This window comes from Frigoribacterium sp. CFBP 13707 (assembly GCF_014842245.1).
GTDB classification, from domain to species: Bacteria; Actinomycetota; Actinomycetes; order Actinomycetales; family Microbacteriaceae; genus Frigoribacterium; species Frigoribacterium endophyticum.
Window position 1 is genome coordinate 318,769 of sequence record NZ_JACYVL010000001.1, and the last position, 18,378, is coordinate 337,146.

Consider the following 18,378-nt stretch of genomic DNA (forward strand, 5'->3'; position numbering starts at 1 on the left):
GCACGACCGACAGACAGCCCGCGGGTTCGCTGAGGGCTCAGCCCCGGACCGACCACCCGGGCTGGGGAGGGAGCTAGCTCTTCGCCGTGTGGAACTTGAGCTGCGCGGCCGTGAGCCCGTCGGCGGCGATCATCTCGACTGCGTCGGCCGCGTCGGCCACGAGGATCGGGAGGGTCTGCCGCTCGGTGGGCGTGAAGTCGCGCAGCACGAAGTCGGCGGCCGGCTGGCGGCCCGGGGGGCGGCCGATGCCGACCCTGACCCGGAGGAACTCGTTCGACCCCGTCGCCGCGATGATGTCGCGCAGGCCGTTGTGGCCGCCGTGGCCGCCGCCCTGCTTGATCTTGAGGGTGTCGAAGTCGATGTCGAGCTCGTCGTGCACGACGATCAGCCGCGACACGTCGAGGTCGTAGTACTTGAGGAGGGCCGCGACGGGGCCGCCCGAGAGGTTCATGAAGCTGCCGGGCGCCGCGAGCACGAAGCGGGGGCCGCCCGGTGCCGGGCGACCCTCCGCGACGAGCGAGTTCGTCTTGTGCTTCTTGAACCCCGCCGACAGGCGGTGGGCCAGCTCGGCCAGCACCATCTGCCCGACGTTGTGCCTGTTGCCGGCGTAGCCGGGCCCGGGGTTGCCGAGCCCGACCACGAGCCACTGGTCGCTCAGGGGGTCCTCCTCAGTGATGCAGCGGCGGGCGTCAGACGGTGGTGCGGGTGTTACTCGGAGCGCTCTTCGTCCTCGATCGAGGGCACGTCGCCCTCGGCCTCGGCGGCCTCGCCCGACTCGTCGTCGACGGCGTCGGTGGTGAGGTCGAGCTGCGGCACGGAGACGGCCAGCACGAGCACCTCGGGGTCGGTGACCAGCGTCGCGCCCTTGGGGAGCGCGAGGTCGGAGGCGTGCACCTGCGAGCCCTCCTCGAGGCCCTCGATCGAGACGACGACCGACTGCGGGATGTCGGTGGCCGACACCTCGAGCGAGACGACGTTGAGCTCGACGACGTGGATCGTGCCGGGAGCCGACTCGCCCTCGACGTGCACGGGCACGTCGACGCTGACCTTCTCGCCCTGGCGGACGACGATGAGGTCGATGTGCTCGATGATCTGCTTCACCGGGTCGCGCTGGATGTCCTTGACGAGGGCGAGCTGCTTCGTGCCCTCGATGTCGAGCGTGATGAGCGCGTTCGAGCGACGCGTGATGAGCATCGTCTCGTGGCCGGGGAGGGTGACGTGCTGGGGGTCGGTGCCGTGGCCGTAGATGACCGCGGGGATCGCGTCGGCGGCGCGGATCTTGCGGGCCGCTCCCTTGCCGAAGCTGGTGCGCAGGGTGGCGGACAGGGTGTTGTCGTCGGACATGGTGGTCTCCGTTTCTGCAGGCCCTCGGGCCTGGGGGTGTGTGGTCGGTGTCAACTCGAACGCGCGTCGCGTGAGGAGGGACCCACAGCCGTGGAGCGACCACCCAGAGGGCGGTCTCGGGACTGAGTGCCTGCCTACCTCGTCGATCACGGATGCCGGGGCATCCCTCGCCGAAGTTCAGCTGCCCAGGTTACACGCGGCCCGGGCGTGTCGCCAACCGGTCGAGGACCTCGGCCACGATCTCGTCGGGGCCGGCCTGCACGTCGACGCTGGTGCCGGGCTCGTCGTCGGCGAGCGGCTCGAGCGCGGCGAACTGCGACTCCATCAGCCCGGGCGGCATGAAGTGGCCCTTCCGGGCCTTCTGGCGCTCGGCCACGAGCTCGCGGACCCCGGTGAGGTGGACGAAGCGGAGGCGGTCGTCGCCCGAGCGGAGGACGTCGCGGTACGAGCGCTTCAGCGCCGAGCACGCGACCACCACGCCGTCGTCGCCGGCCTCGCGGATGCGCCGGGCGACGATCTCGAGCCAGGGCCGACGGTCGTCGTCGTCGAGTGGGTGGCCGGCCGACATCTTGTCGCGGTTGGCCTTCGGGTGCAGGTCGTCGGCGTCGACGAACGGCACGCCGGCGCGCTCGGCCAGCAGCTCGCCGACGGTCGACTTGCCCGACCCGCTCACGCCCATCACGACGACGGGGGGCAGGGTGGTGGTGGTCATGCGGTGTCCTTCCGAGACGGGCGGGTCCCGACCAGCGTAGGCGCGCCTCCCCCCGTCCGCCGGGGGTGCCTGACGGTCCCTGTCAACCGGTCGGCGGCGAGGCATAGTCTGCGGTCCACCGACCTTGAGGAGGCACCGTGACCGAACACGGAGACACGAGCGAGCAGACCGCGCAGGCGAACATCGGAGTGGTCGGCCTGGCCGTCATGGGCTCCAACCTGGCGCGCAACCTGGCCAGCCGCGAGGGCAACACCGTCGCGGTCTACAACCGCTCCCCCGAGCGCACCGACACCCTGATGAGCGAGCACGGCGACGCCGGCTTCGTCGCGTCCAAGTCGATCGAGGACTTCGCGGCGTCGCTGCAGAAGCCGCGCACCGCGATCATCATGGTGCAGGCCGGGAAGGGCACCGACGCCGTCATCGACCAGCTCGCCGACCTCTTCGAGGAGGGCGACATCATCGTCGACGGCGGCAACGCGAACTTCCAGGACACGCGGAGGCGCGAGGCCGCCCTCAAGGAGCGCGGCCTGAACTTCGTGGGCGCCGGCATCTCGGGCGGCGAGGAGGGCGCGCTGAAGGGCCCGTCGATCATGCCCGGCGGCTCGAAGGAGGCGTACGAGACCCTCGGCCCCATCCTCGCCTCGATCGCCGCGGTCGCCGAGGGCGAGCCCTGCGTCACCCACGTCGGCAGCGACGGCGCCGGCCACTTCGTCAAGATGATCCACAACGGCATCGAGTACGCCGACATGCAGCTCATCGCCGAGTCGTACGACCTGCTGCGCCGCGTCGGGGGCCACGAGCCGGCCGCCATCGCCGACGTCTTCGAGGAGTGGAACCGCGGCGAGCTCGAGTCGTACCTCATCGAGATCACCGCCGAGGTGCTGCGCCAGACCGACGCGAAGACCGACGCCCCGCTGGTCGACTCCATCGTCGACCAGGCGGGCTCGAAGGGCACCGGCGTCTGGACGGTGCAGAACTCGGTCGGGCTGGGCGTGCCCGTCGGCGGCATCGCCGAGGCCGTCTTCGCCCGCGCCGTGTCGTCGAAGCCCGACCAGCGCGCCGCCGTGCAGGCGACGCTGCAGGGCCGACCCGAGGTGCAGGAGGCGGGCGACGGCTTCGAGGACGACGTGCAGAAGGCGCTCTACGCGTCGAAGATCGTCGCCTACGCGCAGGGCTTCGACGCGATCATCGCGGGCGCCCTGGAGTACGGCTGGGACATCGACAAGGGCGCGATCGCGAAGATCTGGCGCGGCGGCTGCATCATCCGCGCGCAGTTCCTGAACCGCATCGTCGACGCCTACGAGAAGGACGCGACCATCGCGACCCTGCTCGAGGACGACTACTTCGCCGCTGCCGTGCGCGACGGCGAGGACGCCTGGCGCCGCATCGTCGCCAAGGCGGCGCTGTCGGGGATCCCCGTGCCCGGGTTCGCGTCGGCGCTGTCGTACTACGACTCGCTCGCGTCGGAGCGCCTCCCCGCCGCCCTCATCCAGGGGCAGCGCGACTTCTTCGGCGCGCACACCTACGAGCGGGTCGGCGAGGAGGGCGTGTTCCACACCCTGTGGTCGGGCGACCGCTCGGAGATCGAGACGGAGCCGTCGACGCACTGACGCGCGGCAGGCCGGAGACGCCGAACGGCCGTGGCTGGGTCCAACCCGGTCACGGCCGTTCTGTGGCGCAGGTCCCGGGGTGCCCGGGGGCGCCGTCGGCTGCGCCTCCTGGTTCGACGGAGCCGCTACGCGGCTCCGTCGAACATCGACGTGACCGACCCGTTGTCGAAGACCTCGTGGATGGCCCGCGCGATGAGCGGGGCGATCGGCAGGATCTCGAGCTTGTCGAACTTCTGGTGCTCGGTCAGGGGCAGGGTGTCGGTGACGACGACCGAGTCGATGAACTCGCTGGCGAGGATCTCGGGGGCCGGGTCGCTGAACACGGCGTGGGTCGCGGCGACCACGACGCCGATCGCGCCGGCGGCCTTGAGGGCCTCGGCGGCCTTGACGATGGTGCGGCCCGTGTCGATCAGGTCGTCGACGAGCAGGCAGACGCGGCCCTCGACCTCGCCGACGATCTCGTGAACCGTGACCTGGTTCGGCACCAGCGGGTCGCGGCGCTTGTGGATGATGGCGAGGGGGGCGTCGAGCTTCTCGCTCCAGATGTCGGCGACGCGCACGCGGCCCATGTCGGGCGACACGACCGTGAGCGTCGAGTTGTCGAGCTTCGCGCGGAAGTGCTCGAGCAGCACCGGCATGGCGAAGAGGTGGTCGACGGGGCCGTCGAAGAAGCCCTGGATCTGCGGGGCGTGCAGGTCGACGCTCATGATGCGGTGGGCGCCGGCGGCCTTGAACAGGTCGGCGACGAGGCGGGCCGAGATCGGCTCGCGGCCGCGGCCCTTCTTGTCTTGCCGGGCGTACGGGTAGAAGGGGGCGACGACCGTGATGCGCTTGGCCGAGGCGCGCTTGAGGGCGTCGACCATGATGAGCTGCTCCATGAGCCACTCGTTGATCGGGGCCGAGTGCGACTGGATGACGAACGCGTCGGCGCCGCGGACGCTCTCGTCGAAGCGGGCGTAGAGCTCGCCGTTGGCGAAGGTGCGGGCGTCGGTCGGGATGAGCTCCGAGCCGAGCTCCGCCGCGATCTGGTTCGCCAGCTCGGGGTGCGCACGACCCGAGACCAGGACGAGTCGGTTCTCCCCGGTGATCTTGATTCCGGACACGTCACTCGCTCTCCGGCCCCGAGGGGCCAACCCGACCGGCTCGCTAGTCGGTCGTTCGTTCGGCGCGAGCGGCGGCCTCGGCAGCCGCGGTGCCGGGGCGGTTCGCCTCGACCCATCCGCTCGCATTGCGCTGAGGAGCGATGCTCAGGGCCAGGGCACCTGCCGGCACGTCCTTCCGGACGACCGTTCCCGCACCTGAGTACGCTCCGTCGCCAATCCTAACGGGGGCGACGAACACGTTGTGCGACCCCGTCCTCACGTTCGAGCCGACCTCGGTGCGGTGCTTCGAGACGCCGTCGTAGTTGGCCGTGATCGTGCCGGCGCCGATGTTCGAGTCGGTGCCGACCTCGGTGTCGCCGATGTAGCTGAGGTGCGGCACCTTCGAGCCCGCGCCGATCTCGGCGTTCTTGGTCTCGACGAAGGTGCCGATCTTGCCGCCCTCGCCGAGCGTCGTGCCGGGCCGCAGGTACGAGAAGGGGCCGACGGAGGCGCGGGCCCCGATCACGGCGAGGGTCGCGTCGGTGCGCTTCACGACCGCGCCCTCGCCCACCTCCGTGTCGACGAGGGTCGTGTCGGGCCCGACGACGGCGCCGGCGGCCACGTAGGTCGCGCCCTTCAGCTGGGTGCCGGGCAGCAGCTCGACGTCGGGGCTGAGGGCGACGTCGCGGTCGATCCAGGTGGTCTGCGGGTCGACGATGCTGACGCCCTCGCGCTGCCAGTGCTCGACGATGCGGTCGTTGAGGCGGCGGGCGGCCACGGCGAGCTGCACGCGGTCGTTGATGCCCTCGAGGCGCCAGGTCTCGTCGACCGCGCGGGCGGCGACCTTCTCGCCGGCGCCGGTGAGCAGGCCGACGACGTCGGTGACGTACTTCTCGTTCTGGGCGTTGGCCGAGCCGACGCGGGGCAGCTGCGCGCGGAGGGCCGCGACCGTGAAGGCGTAGGTGCCGGAGTTGATCTCGCGGAGGGCCCGCTCGGCCTCGGTGGCGTCCTTGTGCTCGACGATCCGCTCGACGTCGCCCGAGGCGAGGCGCACGACGCGGCCGTAGCCGGTGGCGTCGGGGAGGACGGCCGACAGCAGCGTCGCGGCCGCCGCCTCCTCACGGTGCTGCTCGAGGAGGCCTCGCAGGGTGCCGTGGTCGAGGAAGGGGACGTCGGCGCTCACGACGACGACGTCGCCGTCGAAGTCGGCGGGCAGCGCCTCGACGGCCTGCTCGACGGCGCGGCCGGTGCCGGGCACGTCGTCCTGGTCGACGATCAGGGCGGTCGGCGTCGTCTCGACGATGCTCGTGACGACGAGGTCGCGCTCGTGCCGTACGACGGCGACGAGGTGCTCGGGCTCGAGCGCGGCCGCCGACTCGAGGACGTGCTGGATCAGCGGGAGGCCGGCCAGGCGGTGCAGCACCTTCGGGGTCGCGGACTTCATGCGCGTGCCCTGCCCAGCGGCGAGGACGACGACGGCGAGGGTGCGTGCGGGCATGGTGCTCCTTGGTGAGGTGGGCGCGGCGTTCACCGCCGATCCTCCCACGCGGGGGCGGCGATCAGCGGGAGCGGACGACGGCGACCGAGCCGGAGACCGCGACGGCGTCCTCGACGAGCGCGACGACGAGGTCGGGCAGGCCGGTCTTCTCGACGACGGCCCTCCGGGCGAGGTAGAAGAGCCAGCTGCCCGCGAGGGCGCCGAGCGCCCCGGCCACGGCTCCGGCGACGCGGTGGCCGTCGCCCGCGGTGGTGCTGATCGCGGCGCCGACGACGGCGCCGGAGGTGGCCCGGCCGAACAGCGGGCCCGCGCCCACGCGGCTGGGCGTGGCGGGCAGCTTGTCGCCGACGAGCTCGCCCGCTCCGGCGGCGACGGCCACGCCGCGGCCGACGGGGCTGCGGAACAGGGCCCAACGCTGCCAGCTGCCCCGCGACTCCGCGCTGTCGTGGTGGAGGGCGAGCACGGCGAGTGGCGTGGCGGAGCGGGAGCCGCTGAGGGCGCCGAGCAGGGCGGCCTTCACGAGCGGGCGGAGGGTGGCGGACGTCGACATGGGCGGCTCCTCGTCGTCGGGGCGCGGCGCTGACGCGGCCGGCCGGTGGACCTGGAGGCTACCGACGGAGCCGCACGGCGTCCGCCCCGCCCGGCCGACTCACGGCTCCGCCACCAGGATTCGAACCTGGACCTAACAGCTCCAAAGGCTGTCGTGCTGCCGTTACACCATGGCGGACCGCGCTCGCGCGCGAGGTCAAGTGTGACAGCGCGGTGCAGGCAGGGCAAAGCGGACCGGGTGCCATGATGAGGGGATGTCCGAGCCCGAGCGCACCGAGGGGCGCGACCAGCCCGTGGGGCCCGAGCCCCGCGACGAGGTCGACCGCATCGTCGACGCCTGGGGCCACGAGCGCCCCGACCTCGACTTCGCCCCGCTGCACGTGCTCTCGCGCGTCGACCGGCTCGCCAAGCACCTCGAGCGGGCCCGACGCGACGCCTTCGTCGCCAGCGACCTGGAGCAGTGGGAGTTCGACGTGCTCTCCGCCCTGCGCCGCGCGGGCGCCCCGCACCAGCTCAGCCCGAAGACCCTCCTGCAGCAGACGCTCGTCTCGAGCGGCGCCATGACCAACCGCATCGACCGGCTCGTCGCCCGCGACCTCGTCGAGCGGCGCACCGACCCGCACGACGGGCGCGGGATCCTCGTCACGCTCACCCCGTCGGGCGGCCGCGCGGTCGACGACGCCATCGAGCGGCTCGTCGAGGCCGAACGGGCCCTGCTCAGCGACCTCGACGACCACGACCGCCGCCGCCTCGCCGGGCTGCTGCGCACCCTGAGCCTCACGCTCGGCGGCTAGGCCGCCCGCGCGCGGCCCGAGTGGCTCGCTAGGCGAGCAGCTCGCTGAGCTCGAGCCAGCGGGCCTCGAGCTCGGCGGTCTTCGCGTCGAGCGCCGTGAGCTTCGCCTGCAGCGCCGCGAGGCCGTCGAAGTCGGACTGGTCGAAGGTCGCGAACTGCTCGAGCAGGCCGGCGCGGTCGCCGCCCGCCTTCGCCAGCTTGCGATCGATGGAGCCGAGCTCCTTCTCCGCGTTGCGCTTCTCGGCGCCCGAGAGGCCCGACGCCGCGGCGGCCGCCGCGACCGAGCCGTGGGCTCCCTGGACCGCCGTCGGGCGGTCGGTGGCGCCTCCCTGGGCGTCGGTCACCTGCTTGCGGAGCGCCAGGTACTGGTCGACGCCGCCGGGCAGGTGCCGGAAGGCCCCGTCGAGCACGGCGTACTGCTGGTCGGTGACGCGCTCGAGCAGGTACCGGTCGTGCGAGACGACGAGCAGGGTGCCGGGCCAGCCGTCGAGGAGGTCCTCCATCGCCGCGAGCATGTCGGTGTCGAGGTCGTTGGTGGGCTCGTCGAGGATGAGCACGTTCGGCTCGTCCAGCAGGATGAGCAAGAACTGGAGGCGGCGCTTCTGCCCGCCCGAGAGGTCCTTGATGGGCGTCTGCAGCTGCGCGCTCGTGAAGCCGAGGCGCTCGAGCAGCTGGCCCGGCGTCATCTCCTTGCCGGCCGTCACGTAGGAGGTGCGCTGCCGGCCGATCAGGTCGTTCACCTTCTCGTTCGCGACGGCGTGCAGGTCGGCGAGCTGCTGGTCGAGGATGGCGAACTTGACCGTCTTGCCCTGCTTGACCCGCCCCTCCGTCGGGGCCACGACCCCGGTGACGACCTTCAGCAGGGTGGACTTGCCGGCGCCGTTGACGCCGAGGATGCCCGTGCGCTCGCCGGGAGCGATGCGCCACTCGACGTCGTGCAGCACGCGCTTGTCGCCGAACGAGACGCCGACCTCGACGAGGTCGACGACGTCCTTGCCGAGCCGCGCGGTCGCCATCTGCGACAGCTCGACCGAGTTGCGGGCGGGCGGCTCGTCGGCGATGAGCTCGTTGGCGGCGTCGATGCGGAACTTCGGCTTCGTCGAGCGGGCGGGGGCGCCGCGGCGCAGCCACGCCAGCTCCTTCCGCATGAGGTTCTGGCGCTTCGACTCGCTCGCCGCGGCCGAGCGGTCGCGCTCGACGCGCTGCAGCACGTAGGCCGCGTAGCCGCCCTCGAAGGGCTCGACGACGCCGTCGTGCACCTCCCAGGTGTCGGTCGAGACCTCGTCGAGGAACCACCGGTCGTGGGTCACGACGACGAGCGCGCCCGACGAGGGCGACCAGCGACGACGGAGGTGCTCGGCCAGCCAGGCCACGCCCTCGACGTCGAGGTGGTTGGTGGGCTCGTCGAGGAAGAGGACGTCCCAGTCGCCGACGAGCAGGGTGGCGAGCGCGACACGGCGACGCTGGCCGCCGGAGAGGTCGCCGAGGGTGGCCTCCCACGGGATGTCGCTGGCGAGGCCGGAGATGACGTCGCGGATGCGGGCGTCGCCCGCCCACTCGTGCTCTTCCCGGTCGCCGACGATCATCGCGCCGACGGTCTCGTGCTCGGGCAGCACGTCGCGCTGGTCGAGCATGCCGATGGTGAGGCCGCGGCGGGTCGTCACGCGGCCGTCGTCGGGCTCGAGCCGGCCGGCGAGCACCGACATGAGCGTCGACTTGCCGTCGCCGTTGCGCCCGACGACGCCGATCCGGGAGCCCTCGTCGATGCCGAGGGTGACGCCGTCGAGGACGACCTTGGTCGGGAACTCGAGCCGGAGGTTCTCTGCTCCAAGTAGATGTGCCACCTGAGAAGAGTAGTGCGGCTCACCTGGACCCTCGGTCGCAGGCTCCCTCGGCGCTGGCGTCGCGCGCTGCTCCGCGACGCCTCAGCTCCAGCGCGCCAGTAGATGTGCCACCTCAGAAGCGTAGACGGCGCGGACTGCAGGTCGGACCGCGCACGGGTCAGCCGAGCGAGGCGACCCACTCGTCGGTGCCGTCGGTGAACTCCTGGCGCTTCCAGATCGGCACGCGCTCCTTGACGAGGTCGACGAGGTCGGAGCACGCGACGAAGGCGGCGGCCCGGTGCGCCGACGCGACCGCGCAGGCCAGCGCGAGGTCGCCGACGTCGAGGTCGCCCACCCGGTGCTGCACGGCGATCGTCACCTCGGGGTGCCGCGCGGCGATCTGCTCGGCGACATCGGCCATGACGTCGCCCGCCGACGGGTGCGCCTCGTAGTGCAGGGCCGTCACGCCCCGGCCGTCGTCGTGGTCGCGCACCACCCCGGCGAAGGCCACCACCGCCCCGGAGGCGCGGCTCGAGACCATCACGGAGCACTCGGTGGCCGACAGCTCGGTCGAGACCACCTCGGCGAGCACGACCCGCCCGCTCGGGCCGCCCGGCACGGGGACGTCGTCGTCGGGGCCGGCCGTCTCGGAGAGCGGGCCGTCGTCGTCAGTCATGTGCGCCTCCGGAGATCTGGTCGAGGGCGTGGTCGACGATCTCGTCGAGCACGGCGAGGCCGTCGCGCACTCCCCCGCGCGAGCCGGGGAGGTTGACGACGAAGGTGCGGCCCGCCACGCCCGCGAGACCGCGGGAGAGGACGGCCGTGGGGGTGGCGGCGAGGCCGCGGCGGCGCAGCTCCTCCGCGACGCCCGGCACCTCGAGGTCGAGCAGGGGGCGGGTCTGCTCGGGCGTGCGGTCGGTCGGCGTCAGCCCGGTGCCGCCGGTCGTGACGACGAGGTCGGGGCCGTCGGCGAGCGCCGCGGCGAGCGCCGCGCCCACGGGCGGGCCGTCGGCCACGACGACGGGCTCGGCGACGTCCCAGCCGCGGGCCTCGGCCCAGGCCCGGATCACGGGCCCGGTGAGGTCGTCGGCCCGGCCGGCGGCGGCCCGGGTGGAGGCCACGACGACCGCGACGCGGCGCACCGGCAGGGTGGTCACCGCGACCAGCGCCCCGAGGTGCCGCCCGACTTCTCGAGCACCTTCACGTCGCCGATCACGGCGAGGTGGTCGACGGCCTTGATCATGTCGAAGAGGGTCAGGGCCGCGACGGTGGCCGCGGTCAGCGCCTCCATCTCGACCCCCGTCACGCCGCGGGTCGCCACGCGGGCGACGACCGTGACGCGGTCGCGGCCGACCTCGAAGTCGACCGAGATCGCGCCGAGCGGCAGCGGGTGGCAGAGCGGGATGAGCGCGGGCGTCTGCTTCGCGGCCATGATGCCGGCGATGCGGGCGGTGCCGAGGGCCTCGCCCTTCGGCAGGGTGCCGTCGCTGAGCTGGGCGACGACGTCGGGCCGCGTCGTGATCACGGCCTGGGCGGAGGCCTCGCGCGTCGTCTCGGGCTTCTCGGTCACGTCGACCATGTGCGCGGTGCCGTCGGCCCGCACGTGGGTGAGGCCGCCGGGCGCCACGGGCGAGGAGGAGGCCGGGCGGAGGCGGTAGTGGTCGTCGGTCATCGCGGGCCCCTCAGTCGTCGAGGGCCCAGACTACGACCTCGTCGCCCGGCTGCACCCGGTCGACCCCGACCGGGAGGTGCACCAGCAGCGAGGCCGCCGCGTGGGCGGAGAGCAGGTGCGAGCCCGGGCCGCCGACGAACCGGACCCGGCCGTCGTCGTCGAGCCGGCCCCGGCGCAGCTGGTGCTTGCCGACGGGCGACTCGGCCGCCTCGGCCATCGGGGCCGACCACGCCCGACGCGGGGTGCCCGCCGACGTCTCGGCCTGAAGCACGGGGCGGAGGAACGCCTCGAACGACACCAGCGCACTGACCGGGTTGCCGGGGAAGCAGACGACCGGCAGGGCGGCCGCCCGGCCCTCGAGCCGGAGACGCCCGAGGCCCTGCGGCCCGCCCGGCTGCATCGCGACCGACGAGAACACGACCCCGGCGGCCTCGAAGGCGTCGCGCACGACCTCGTAGGCCCCGGCGCTGACCCCGCCGGTGGTGACGACGAGGTCGACGTCGTCGGCCGCGGCGGCGACCACGGCGAGCAGCGCGCGGGCGTCGTCGGAGACGCGGCGCACCCGCACGTCGACGCCGACGTCACTGAGGGCCACGGCGAGGCTCGCGCCGTTCGCGTCGTGGATCGTGCCCGGCGCGAGCGCCGAGCCGGGCTCGGCGAGCTCCTCCCCCGTCGAGACGAGCAGCACCCGCGGGCGACGCAGCACCTCCACCGTGGCGAGGCCCGCGGCGGCGACGACCCCCCAGCGGGCGGGCGTCAGCACCGTGCCCGCCTCGTGCAGGACGGCGCCGGCGGCCACGTCGCTGCCGGCCGCCCGCACGAACGTGCCGGGGGCGACGTCGCCGGGCAGCACGACGCGGGCCGCCGTGCCGGGCTCGGGGAAGGCCGCGGGCAGGGCCCGCTCGACGGGCACCACCGCGACGGCGCCCTCGGGCACGGGCGCCCCCGTCATGATCGGCGCGGCCGTGCCGGGCAGGAGTCGCGGGCCCGTCCGCCCCGCGGGGATCGGCTCGACGACGACGAGGTCGACCGGCCCCGCGCCCCCCAGGTCGGCAGCGCCCACGGCGAAGCCGTCCATCTGCGAGTTCGCGAAGGGCGGCAGGTCGATCGGCGCGGCGAGGGGCGCGGCGAGCACGCGGCGGCGGTACCGCTCGGGCTCCGCCGCGAGGAGGGCGGGATCGACGCGGAGGACCTCGGGGGAACGGTCGGCGAGGGCGTCCCTCACCAGGGCCTCGACGTCGTGGCGGTGCTGCTCGACGGTGCGCACTCGGCTCCTCTCGCGGTGGTCGCCAGTAGCGTAGCGAGCGTGACCGACACGACCGACGCGCACCGCGACTCCTCGACCTCCTCCTCCCCCGCCGGCTCCGCCGCGCCCGGCGCCGCGGGCCTGCCCCGCGTCGACGTCGCCGTGATCGGCGGCTCGGGCCTCTACTCGCTGTTCGCCCCCGGCACAGCCACGAGCCACGTCGTCGAGACGCCGTACGGGCCCACCTCGAGCGAGGTCACGGTCGGGCAGCTCGGCGGCAAGACGGTCGCCTTCCTCACGCGGCACGGCAAGGGCCACTCGGTGCCGCCGCACCGCATCGACTTCCGCGCGAACGTCTGGGCGCTCGCGTCGCTCGGCGCGAAGGCCGTCGTCTCGTCGTCGGCCGTGGGCGGGGTCAGCCCGGAGTACCCGCCGGGCACGATGGTCGTCACCGACCAGTTCATCGACCGCACCTGGGGCCGCCCCGACACGTTCTTCGACGTCGCGGGCTCGGTGCAGCACCTCGTCGCGGCCGACCCGTTCGACCCGGTGCTGCGCGCCGCGGCCGTCGCCGCCCTCGAGCAGCAGGGCGAGCCGTTCGCCGCGACCGGCACCTGCGTCGTCATCCAGGGCCCGCGCTTCTCGACGCGGGCGGAGTCCCTGTGGTTCCGCGCCGCGGGCGCGCACACGATCAACATGACGATGTACCCGGAGGTGCCGCTCACGATGGAGCTCGGCATGGGCGCCGTCAACCTGTCGTTCGTCACCGACAGCGACGCCGGCATCTCGCCCGAGGAGGGCACCGACGACGACGCCGTCAGCCACGGCCTCGTGATGGAGCGCCTCGCCGCGGCCCAGCCCCGCATCGTGGCCGCCATCGAGTCCATCGTCGCGGCGCTGCCGGCCGACTACGAGCCGCGCGAGCTGATCCCGGCGGCGGCCGTGGCCGAGGTCCTCGCACGGCCCGTCGCGGCGGCACGGTCGTGAGCGACGCGACCCGCGACCCGTCGGCCCCCGGCCGGCTGCTCGTCACGGGCGGGGCCGGGTTCATCGGCTCGGCGATCGTGGCGCAGGCGCTCGACCGGGGCTGGACGGTGCGCGTGCTCGACTCGCTGCGCCCCGACGTGCACGGCGGGCCCCCGTCGCTCGACCCGCGCGTCGAGTTCGTGCAGGCCGACGTGCGCGACGCCGCCGCCGTCGACGCCGCGCTCGTCGGGGTCGACGCCGTCTGCCACCAGGCCGCGAAGGTGGGGCTCGGCGTCGACTTCCAGGACGCCCCCGACTACGTCGACAGCAACGAGCACGGCACGGCCGTGCTGCTCGCGGCGATGGACAGGGCCGGCGTCGGCCGTCTCGTCGTCGCCTCGTCGATGGTCGTCTACGGCGAGGGCAGCTACCGCACGTCGACCGGCGAGACGGAGCGCCCGGCGCCCCGCCGCGTCGCCGACCTCGACGCGGGCGTCTTCGACCCGCGCGACGAGCACGGCGAGCTGCTGCAGCCGCAGCTCATCTCGGAGGAGGCGCCGCTCGACCCGCGCAACGTCTACGCGATCACGAAGCTGACGCAGGAGCACCTCGCCACCTCGTGGGCGCGCAGCACCGGCGGGCGTGCGGCGGCCCTGCGCTACCACAACGTCTACGGGCCCGGCATGCCGCAGAACACGCCGTACGCCGGCGTCGCCTCGCTCTTCCGCTCGTCGCTCGAGCGGGGCGAGGCGCCGCGCGTCTACGAGGACGGCGCCCAGCGCCGCGACTTCGTGCACGTGCGCGACGTCGCGTCGGCGAACCTCGCGGCGCTCGACTGGACGGCCGGGCAGGAGCCCGAGACCTCCCGCGCCTTCAACGTCGGCAGCGGCACCGTGCACACCATCGGCGAGATGGCCGAGGCGCTGGCCCGCGAGGCCGGCGGCCCCGCCCCGGTCGTCACCGGGCAGTACCGCGCGGGCGACGTGCGGCACGTCACGGCGTCGTCGGAGCGGCTGCGCGACGAGCTCGGCTGGAGCCCGAGCGTGTCGTTCGAGGAGGGCATGCGCGAGTTCGCGACCGCGCCCCTGCGGGCGGCCGTCGCGCGCTGACCACCGGGCGCCGTCGCGCGACGCGACGGGCGGCGGTGGGCGGCGCGGTCGGCGGCGCCCCGCCGCCGCCGACAGCGCTGGGCGGACAGGCGCGCACCCCGTTCGGGGCGGCACCGGCCGTTCCCAAGGCGGGCTCTCTACAGTCGGGAGGATGAGCTCTCCCCTGGTCGACGTCGTGCTGCCCTGCCTCGACGAGGAGGGAGCGCTGCCCTGGGTGCTCACGCGCATCCCCGAGGGCTGGCGCGCGATCGTCGTCGACAACGGCTCGACCGACCGCTCCGCCGCCGTCGCACGCGAGCACGGCGCCCTCGTCGTCGAGGAGTCGCGGCGCGGCTTCGGCGCGGCCGCCCACGCCGGCCTCGAGGCCGCCACCGCCCCGTGGGTCGCCTTCTGCGACGCGGACGCCTCGATGGACCCGGGCGACCTGGTCGCCCTCGCCGCCCCGGTCCTCGCCGGCGACGCCGAGCTGGTGCTCGGCCGCCGACGCCCGACCACGCGCGGCGCCTGGCCGCTGCACGCCCGCCTCGCGAACCTGGTGCTCGCCCGCCTGATGCGCCGCGCCTCCGGCGTCGCCCTGCACGACCTGGGGCCCATGCGCGTCGCCTCCCGCGAGGGCCTGCTCGGCCTCGGCCTCGTCGACCGTCGCAGCGGCTACCCGCTCGAGATGGTGCTGCGTGGCTCGCAGGCCGGCTGGCGCATCGTCGAGCTCGACGCCCCCTACGCCCCGCGGGTCGGCCGCAGCAAGGTCACGGGCACGATCCGCGGCACCTGGGTCGCCGTGAAGGACATGTCGCGACTGCTGCGCGAGGTGGGCCGGTGACCACCCTGGTGCTGATCTGCAAGGAGACCCTCCCCGGCCGGGTCAAGACGCGGCTGCACCCGCCCCTGAGCCTCGAGCAGGCGGCCGAGCTGGCCGCCGCGGCGATCCAGGACACCCTCGACGTGCTCCGCGCGCTGCCCGCCACGCGACGCGTCCTGCTCTTCGACGGCAACCGGACGCCGCCCGGCTCCGAAGACCTCGATGTGATCCCCCAGACCAGCGGTGACCTCGACGAACGGCTCGGGGCGCTCTTCGACGCCGTCGACGGCCCGACCGTGCTCGTCGGCATGGACACTCCGCAGATGACCGCCGTCGACCTCGCGCCCGTGCTCGACTCGTGGCGCGACGGTCCCGGCGACGAGGTCGACGCCTGGTTCGGCCCCGCCAACGACGGCGGCTTCTGGGCCCTCGGCCTCGCCCGACCGACCGGCGACCTGCTCCGCGGCGTCCCGATGTCGCGCGCCGACACCGGTGAGCACCAGCTCCGCCGCCTCGCCGAGGCCGGCCTGCGCGTGCGCACCCTGCCCGAGCTCGCCGACGTCGACACCATCGACGACGCGCGCCTGGCGGCCGCCGCCGGCCCCGAGACCCGCTTCGCCCGCCTGCTGCACCGCTTCGAGGAGCCCCGCTCGTGACCATCGCCTCCGACCCCCGCCCCACCTTCGGATCAGGAGGCGCGGAGCCCTACGCCCGCGCCCTCCGCCGTGAGGGCCTGCTGCAGCTCGTCCGCTCCCCCGGCAGCACCCGCGAACGGGGCGGTCGCCCCGGGGACGCCGCCCGGGGCACCGCCCAGGCCGCCTTCGACGTCGCCCGCTGGAGCGCCGACGCCGACGCGGCCGACCTCACCACGATCGACGACGCGCGCTCGGTGCTCGACATCGGCTGCGGCCCCGCCCGGATGGTGCGCGCCGCCGTCGACCGCGGCCTCGACGCCCTCGGGGTCGACGTCTCCGTCACCGCGGTCGCGATGGCCGTGGACGCGGGCCTGCCCGTCGTCGCCGGTTCCGTCTTCGACGCGGGCCTGCCCGGCGAGGGGTCGTGGCACGTCGCCCTGCTGCTCGACGGCAACATCGGCATCGGGGGCGACCCGACCGCGCTCGTGCGCCGCGCCTCCTCGGTGCTGTCGACCGACGGCTCGGTCGTCGTCGAGACCGCTCCCGACGCGCGCGCCGACGTCGTGTACGACGCCCAGGTCGTCGACGAGCAGGGCCGCGCGAGCGCGACCTTCCCGTGGGCCGAGGTCGGCCGTGAGGCCCTCGGGCGCCACGCCGCCGCCGCGGGCCTGCGGGTGGCTCAGACCTGGTCGGCCTCGGGCCGGACCTTCTGTCGCCTGGTCACCGCGAGGTAGACGGCGATCGTCGCGGCGGCGAGCAGGGCGAGCACGAGCCAGAGCAGCCCCAGCCGAGCGCCGTAGTCGAACGGCAGCACCGTGTCGTTCTTGGTGCCCTTCGCCTTCGCGATGATCTCGGGCACGACGACGATCGACAGCACGGCTCCGACGATGACGGTCGTCTGGACGATCGCCAGCACGGCCGGGCGCACCCGGCGACCGGCCCGCCGCACGACGAGCGAGACGGCGACGACGAGCGGCGCGAGCACGGCGTCGTGGACGATCACCGAGCCGATCAGCCAGACCAGCAGCCCGCCGTACCGGGTCGGGTTCACCGTGTCGGTGAGCACGTACCCGCCGAGGCCGATCAGCGCGACGCCGACGACGAGCAGCACGGCCCGGGCGACGCGGACGCCGCGACCGGTCGAGGCCGGCACGCTCGGGGCGGCGCTCGACGCGGTCATCGGACGACCTCGATCCGGCTGAGCCACTTGGTCTGCAGCACGCCGGGGCGGCCGGGGGCGATGACGCGGGCCGGGTAGCCGTGCTCGATGTCGAGGCGGCTCCCGTTCAGCTCGAGGGCGACCAGCGTGGTCGGGTCGGTGGCGTACTCGGGGCCCATCAGCATGATGCGGTACCCGCCCTTCTCCTCGAGGCTCGTGAACTTCAGGCGGGCGTCGGCCGGGGCGCCGACGGCGCCCATCAGGTCGACGAGGCGCACGCCGCGCCAGGCCGCCGTCTGGCTCCAGCCCTCGACGCAGGCGATCGGCAGGCGCTCGTCGCCCTGCCGCATCGCCTCGAGGTCGGCGGCGCTGAACGACAGCTCGCGGTCGCCGTTCGCGACGGTGAGGCGCCAGGCCGGGTCCATCGCGGTCTCGAGGACGCGCGCCGCCGCGGCCGTGCGGTTGATCGGCAGGTCGTTCGGGCCGAGGCCCGCCTGCCGCGGCCCGAAGGCGTTGAGCGGCGCGAGCGCGGCGAACGACTGCCCGGCGGTCAGCACCACGGCCCCGCCGGTGGCGACGCCGACGCCGGTGAAGAAGGCCCGGCGGGAGACGACGGAGGCGCGGGGCGCGTCGTGCTCGTCACGCGCGCCGTCGATCCACCGGGTCACGCGACCGACGAGGCCCGTGGGCTGCGGGGCGGCCGCGGCCTGCCCGCGCCGCGGCTCGGGGGCCGCCTGCCGGGCGCGCAGCTCGCGGGCCGCCGTGAACTCGGCGCGGGCCGGGTCGAGCTCGCGCGACGGCTCGACGAACCGGCCCTCGGCGTCGTAGCTGTCGCGGGCCCGCCAGTAGCGCGTGATGAGCGGCAGCTTCACCGCGATGTGCACCGCGAGCGACCCGATGATCACGAACGACAGGGCGAAGTGCACCTGCTTGAACGGGAACGGCCACGGGTACCACTGGTACGTGTTGAGCAGCCCCGTGACGAGCTGGAGGATCGAGCTCGCGACGAAGAGGGCGATGGAGGCGCGCTCGAGCAGCTGCACCGGGTGCCGCACCAGCGGCGTCTGGAACAGCTGCGGGAAGACCGCGTAGAGCTTGCCGAGCAGCAGCGGGACGCACGCGATGCCGGCCGTGATGTGCACGCCCTGGCTCACCTGGTACAGCCACACGGGCGAGGTCGGGAAGCGCATCCAGGCGGCGGGCTCCTGGAGGAAGTGGCTGTAGAGGCCGGTCAGCAGGCAGACGACGAAGGCCAGCCCGAGCAGCCGCCCGAGCACCGTCGCCGTGCGGGCCGTGCGCGTCGGCGACGAGGCCGCCGTGCGGAGCGTGTCGAGCAGTCGTCTCATGGGGGCCGTCTCTGCGAGGTGCGGGAACGACCTCC

General features: G+C 74.1%; 20 protein-coding genes and 1 tRNA gene. 7 read left to right on the top strand and 14 right to left on the bottom strand.

Going from position 1 to position 18,378, the window contains the following annotated elements; translation table 11 throughout:
• Positions 1–73: 73 nt before the first annotated feature.
• The 3 genes from pth to IFT45_RS01445 form a co-directional block, all read right to left on the bottom strand.
• Complete coding sequence (gene pth / locus IFT45_RS01435; protein WP_185234087.1) at positions 74–658, bottom strand: aminoacyl-tRNA hydrolase; 585 nt, start codon at positions 656–658, stop codon at positions 74–76.
• 50 nt (positions 659–708) lie between these two features.
• Positions 709–1,344 (bottom strand): 50S ribosomal protein L25/general stress protein Ctc, encoded by a 636-nt coding sequence (locus IFT45_RS01440; RefSeq protein ID WP_185233419.1) that lies wholly within the window; start codon positions 1,342–1,344, stop codon positions 709–711.
• Positions 1,345–1,534: 190 nt separating this feature from the next.
• Complete coding sequence (locus IFT45_RS01445; RefSeq protein ID WP_185233421.1) at positions 1,535–2,056, bottom strand: gluconokinase; 522 nt, start codon at positions 2,054–2,056, stop codon at positions 1,535–1,537.
• Between the two features lie 206 nt (positions 2,057–2,262).
• Between IFT45_RS01445 and gndA the strand changes: the two genes are divergently transcribed.
• Positions 2,263–3,666, top strand: a complete 1,404-nt coding sequence (gndA, locus tag IFT45_RS01450) for an NADP-dependent phosphogluconate dehydrogenase (RefSeq protein ID WP_056058923.1) — start codon at positions 2,263–2,265, stop codon at positions 3,664–3,666.
• A gap of 125 nt (positions 3,667–3,791) precedes the next feature.
• On the opposite strand, the gene IFT45_RS01455 is transcribed toward gndA, so the two are convergent.
• The 4 genes from IFT45_RS01455 to IFT45_RS01470 form a co-directional block, all read right to left on the bottom strand.
• Positions 3,792–4,769, bottom strand: a complete 978-nt coding sequence (locus IFT45_RS01455; RefSeq protein WP_056056702.1) for a ribose-phosphate diphosphokinase — start codon at positions 4,767–4,769, stop codon at positions 3,792–3,794.
• Between the two features lie 43 nt (positions 4,770–4,812).
• Positions 4,813–6,246 (bottom strand): bifunctional UDP-N-acetylglucosamine diphosphorylase/glucosamine-1-phosphate N-acetyltransferase GlmU, encoded by a 1,434-nt coding sequence (gene glmU, locus IFT45_RS01460; RefSeq protein ID WP_056056704.1) that lies wholly within the window; start codon positions 6,244–6,246, stop codon positions 4,813–4,815.
• A 61-nt stretch (positions 6,247–6,307) separates the two neighbouring features.
• Positions 6,308–6,796, bottom strand: a complete 489-nt coding sequence (locus IFT45_RS01465; protein ID WP_056056706.1) for a DUF4126 family protein — start codon at positions 6,794–6,796, stop codon at positions 6,308–6,310.
• Between the two features lie 105 nt (positions 6,797–6,901).
• Positions 6,902–6,973: transfer RNA gene (locus IFT45_RS01470), tRNA-Gln, on the bottom strand.
• A 76-nt stretch (positions 6,974–7,049) separates the two neighbouring features.
• Here IFT45_RS01470 and IFT45_RS01475 point away from each other — a divergent pair.
• Positions 7,050–7,589: a MarR family winged helix-turn-helix transcriptional regulator gene (locus IFT45_RS01475; RefSeq protein ID WP_192046151.1), complete on the top strand. Its 540-nt coding sequence runs from the start codon at positions 7,050–7,052 to the stop codon at positions 7,587–7,589.
• A gap of 28 nt (positions 7,590–7,617) precedes the next feature.
• On the opposite strand, the gene IFT45_RS01480 is transcribed toward IFT45_RS01475, so the two are convergent.
• The 5 genes from IFT45_RS01480 to glp all read right to left on the bottom strand — a co-directional run bounded on the left by IFT45_RS01480 (position 7,618) and on the right by glp (position 12,350).
• Positions 7,618–9,432: an ATP-binding cassette domain-containing protein gene (locus IFT45_RS01480; RefSeq protein ID WP_192126314.1), complete on the bottom strand. Its 1,815-nt coding sequence runs from the start codon at positions 9,430–9,432 to the stop codon at positions 7,618–7,620.
• Positions 9,433–9,589: 157 nt separating this feature from the next.
• Positions 9,590–10,087, bottom strand: a complete 498-nt coding sequence (locus IFT45_RS01485) for a molybdenum cofactor biosynthesis protein MoaE (protein ID WP_082514550.1) — start codon at positions 10,085–10,087, stop codon at positions 9,590–9,592.
• Positions 10,080–10,577, bottom strand: a complete 498-nt coding sequence (locus IFT45_RS01490; RefSeq protein WP_197982157.1) for a molybdenum cofactor biosynthesis protein B — start codon at positions 10,575–10,577, stop codon at positions 10,080–10,082. The genes IFT45_RS01485 and IFT45_RS01490 overlap by 8 nt, the downstream gene beginning before the upstream one ends.
• On the bottom strand, positions 10,565–11,083 hold the full coding sequence (gene moaC / locus IFT45_RS01495; protein WP_056056712.1) for a cyclic pyranopterin monophosphate synthase MoaC: 519 nt from the start codon (positions 11,081–11,083) through the stop codon (positions 10,565–10,567). The genes IFT45_RS01490 and moaC overlap by 13 nt, the downstream gene beginning before the upstream one ends.
• Positions 11,084–11,093: 10 nt before the next feature.
• Positions 11,094–12,350 (bottom strand): gephyrin-like molybdotransferase Glp, encoded by a 1,257-nt coding sequence (glp, locus tag IFT45_RS01500; RefSeq protein WP_371810830.1) that lies wholly within the window; start codon positions 12,348–12,350, stop codon positions 11,094–11,096.
• Positions 12,351–12,389: 39 nt separating this feature from the next.
• Between glp and IFT45_RS01505 the strand changes: the two genes are divergently transcribed.
• The 5 genes from IFT45_RS01505 (at position 12,390) to IFT45_RS01525 (ending at position 16,572) form a co-directional block, all read left to right on the top strand.
• Positions 12,390–13,316, top strand: a complete 927-nt coding sequence (locus IFT45_RS01505; RefSeq protein WP_371810832.1) for an MTAP family purine nucleoside phosphorylase — start codon at positions 12,390–12,392, stop codon at positions 13,314–13,316.
• Positions 13,313–14,404, top strand: coding sequence for an NAD-dependent epimerase/dehydratase family protein (locus IFT45_RS01510; protein WP_192126318.1), 1,092 nt, complete (start codon positions 13,313–13,315; stop codon positions 14,402–14,404). The genes IFT45_RS01505 and IFT45_RS01510 overlap by 4 nt, the downstream gene beginning before the upstream one ends.
• 151 nt (positions 14,405–14,555) lie before the next feature.
• Positions 14,556–15,224 carry a glycosyltransferase family 2 protein gene (locus tag IFT45_RS01515; protein WP_056056718.1) on the top strand — a complete coding sequence of 223 codons (669 nt, stop codon included), beginning with the start codon at positions 14,556–14,558 and terminating at the stop codon, positions 15,222–15,224.
• A complete protein-coding gene (locus tag IFT45_RS01520) occupies positions 15,221–15,859 on the top strand; it encodes a DUF2064 domain-containing protein (RefSeq protein WP_192046156.1) in 639 nt (212 codons plus the stop codon). Before IFT45_RS01515 ends, IFT45_RS01520 begins: the two co-directional genes overlap by 4 nt.
• Positions 15,856–16,572, top strand: a complete 717-nt coding sequence (locus IFT45_RS01525; protein WP_371741223.1) for a class I SAM-dependent methyltransferase — start codon at positions 15,856–15,858, stop codon at positions 16,570–16,572. Before IFT45_RS01520 ends, IFT45_RS01525 begins: the two co-directional genes overlap by 4 nt.
• Here IFT45_RS01525 and IFT45_RS01530 read toward each other — a convergent pair.
• A complete protein-coding gene (locus IFT45_RS01530; RefSeq protein WP_192046157.1) occupies positions 16,518–17,018 on the bottom strand; it encodes a hypothetical protein in 501 nt (166 codons plus the stop codon). The genes IFT45_RS01525 and IFT45_RS01530 overlap by 55 nt on opposite strands.
• Positions 17,015–18,343 (bottom strand): molybdopterin-dependent oxidoreductase, encoded by a 1,329-nt coding sequence (locus IFT45_RS01535; RefSeq protein WP_056056724.1) that lies wholly within the window; start codon positions 18,341–18,343, stop codon positions 17,015–17,017. The genes IFT45_RS01530 and IFT45_RS01535 overlap by 4 nt, the downstream gene beginning before the upstream one ends.
• Between the last annotated feature and the right edge of the window lie 35 nt (positions 18,344–18,378).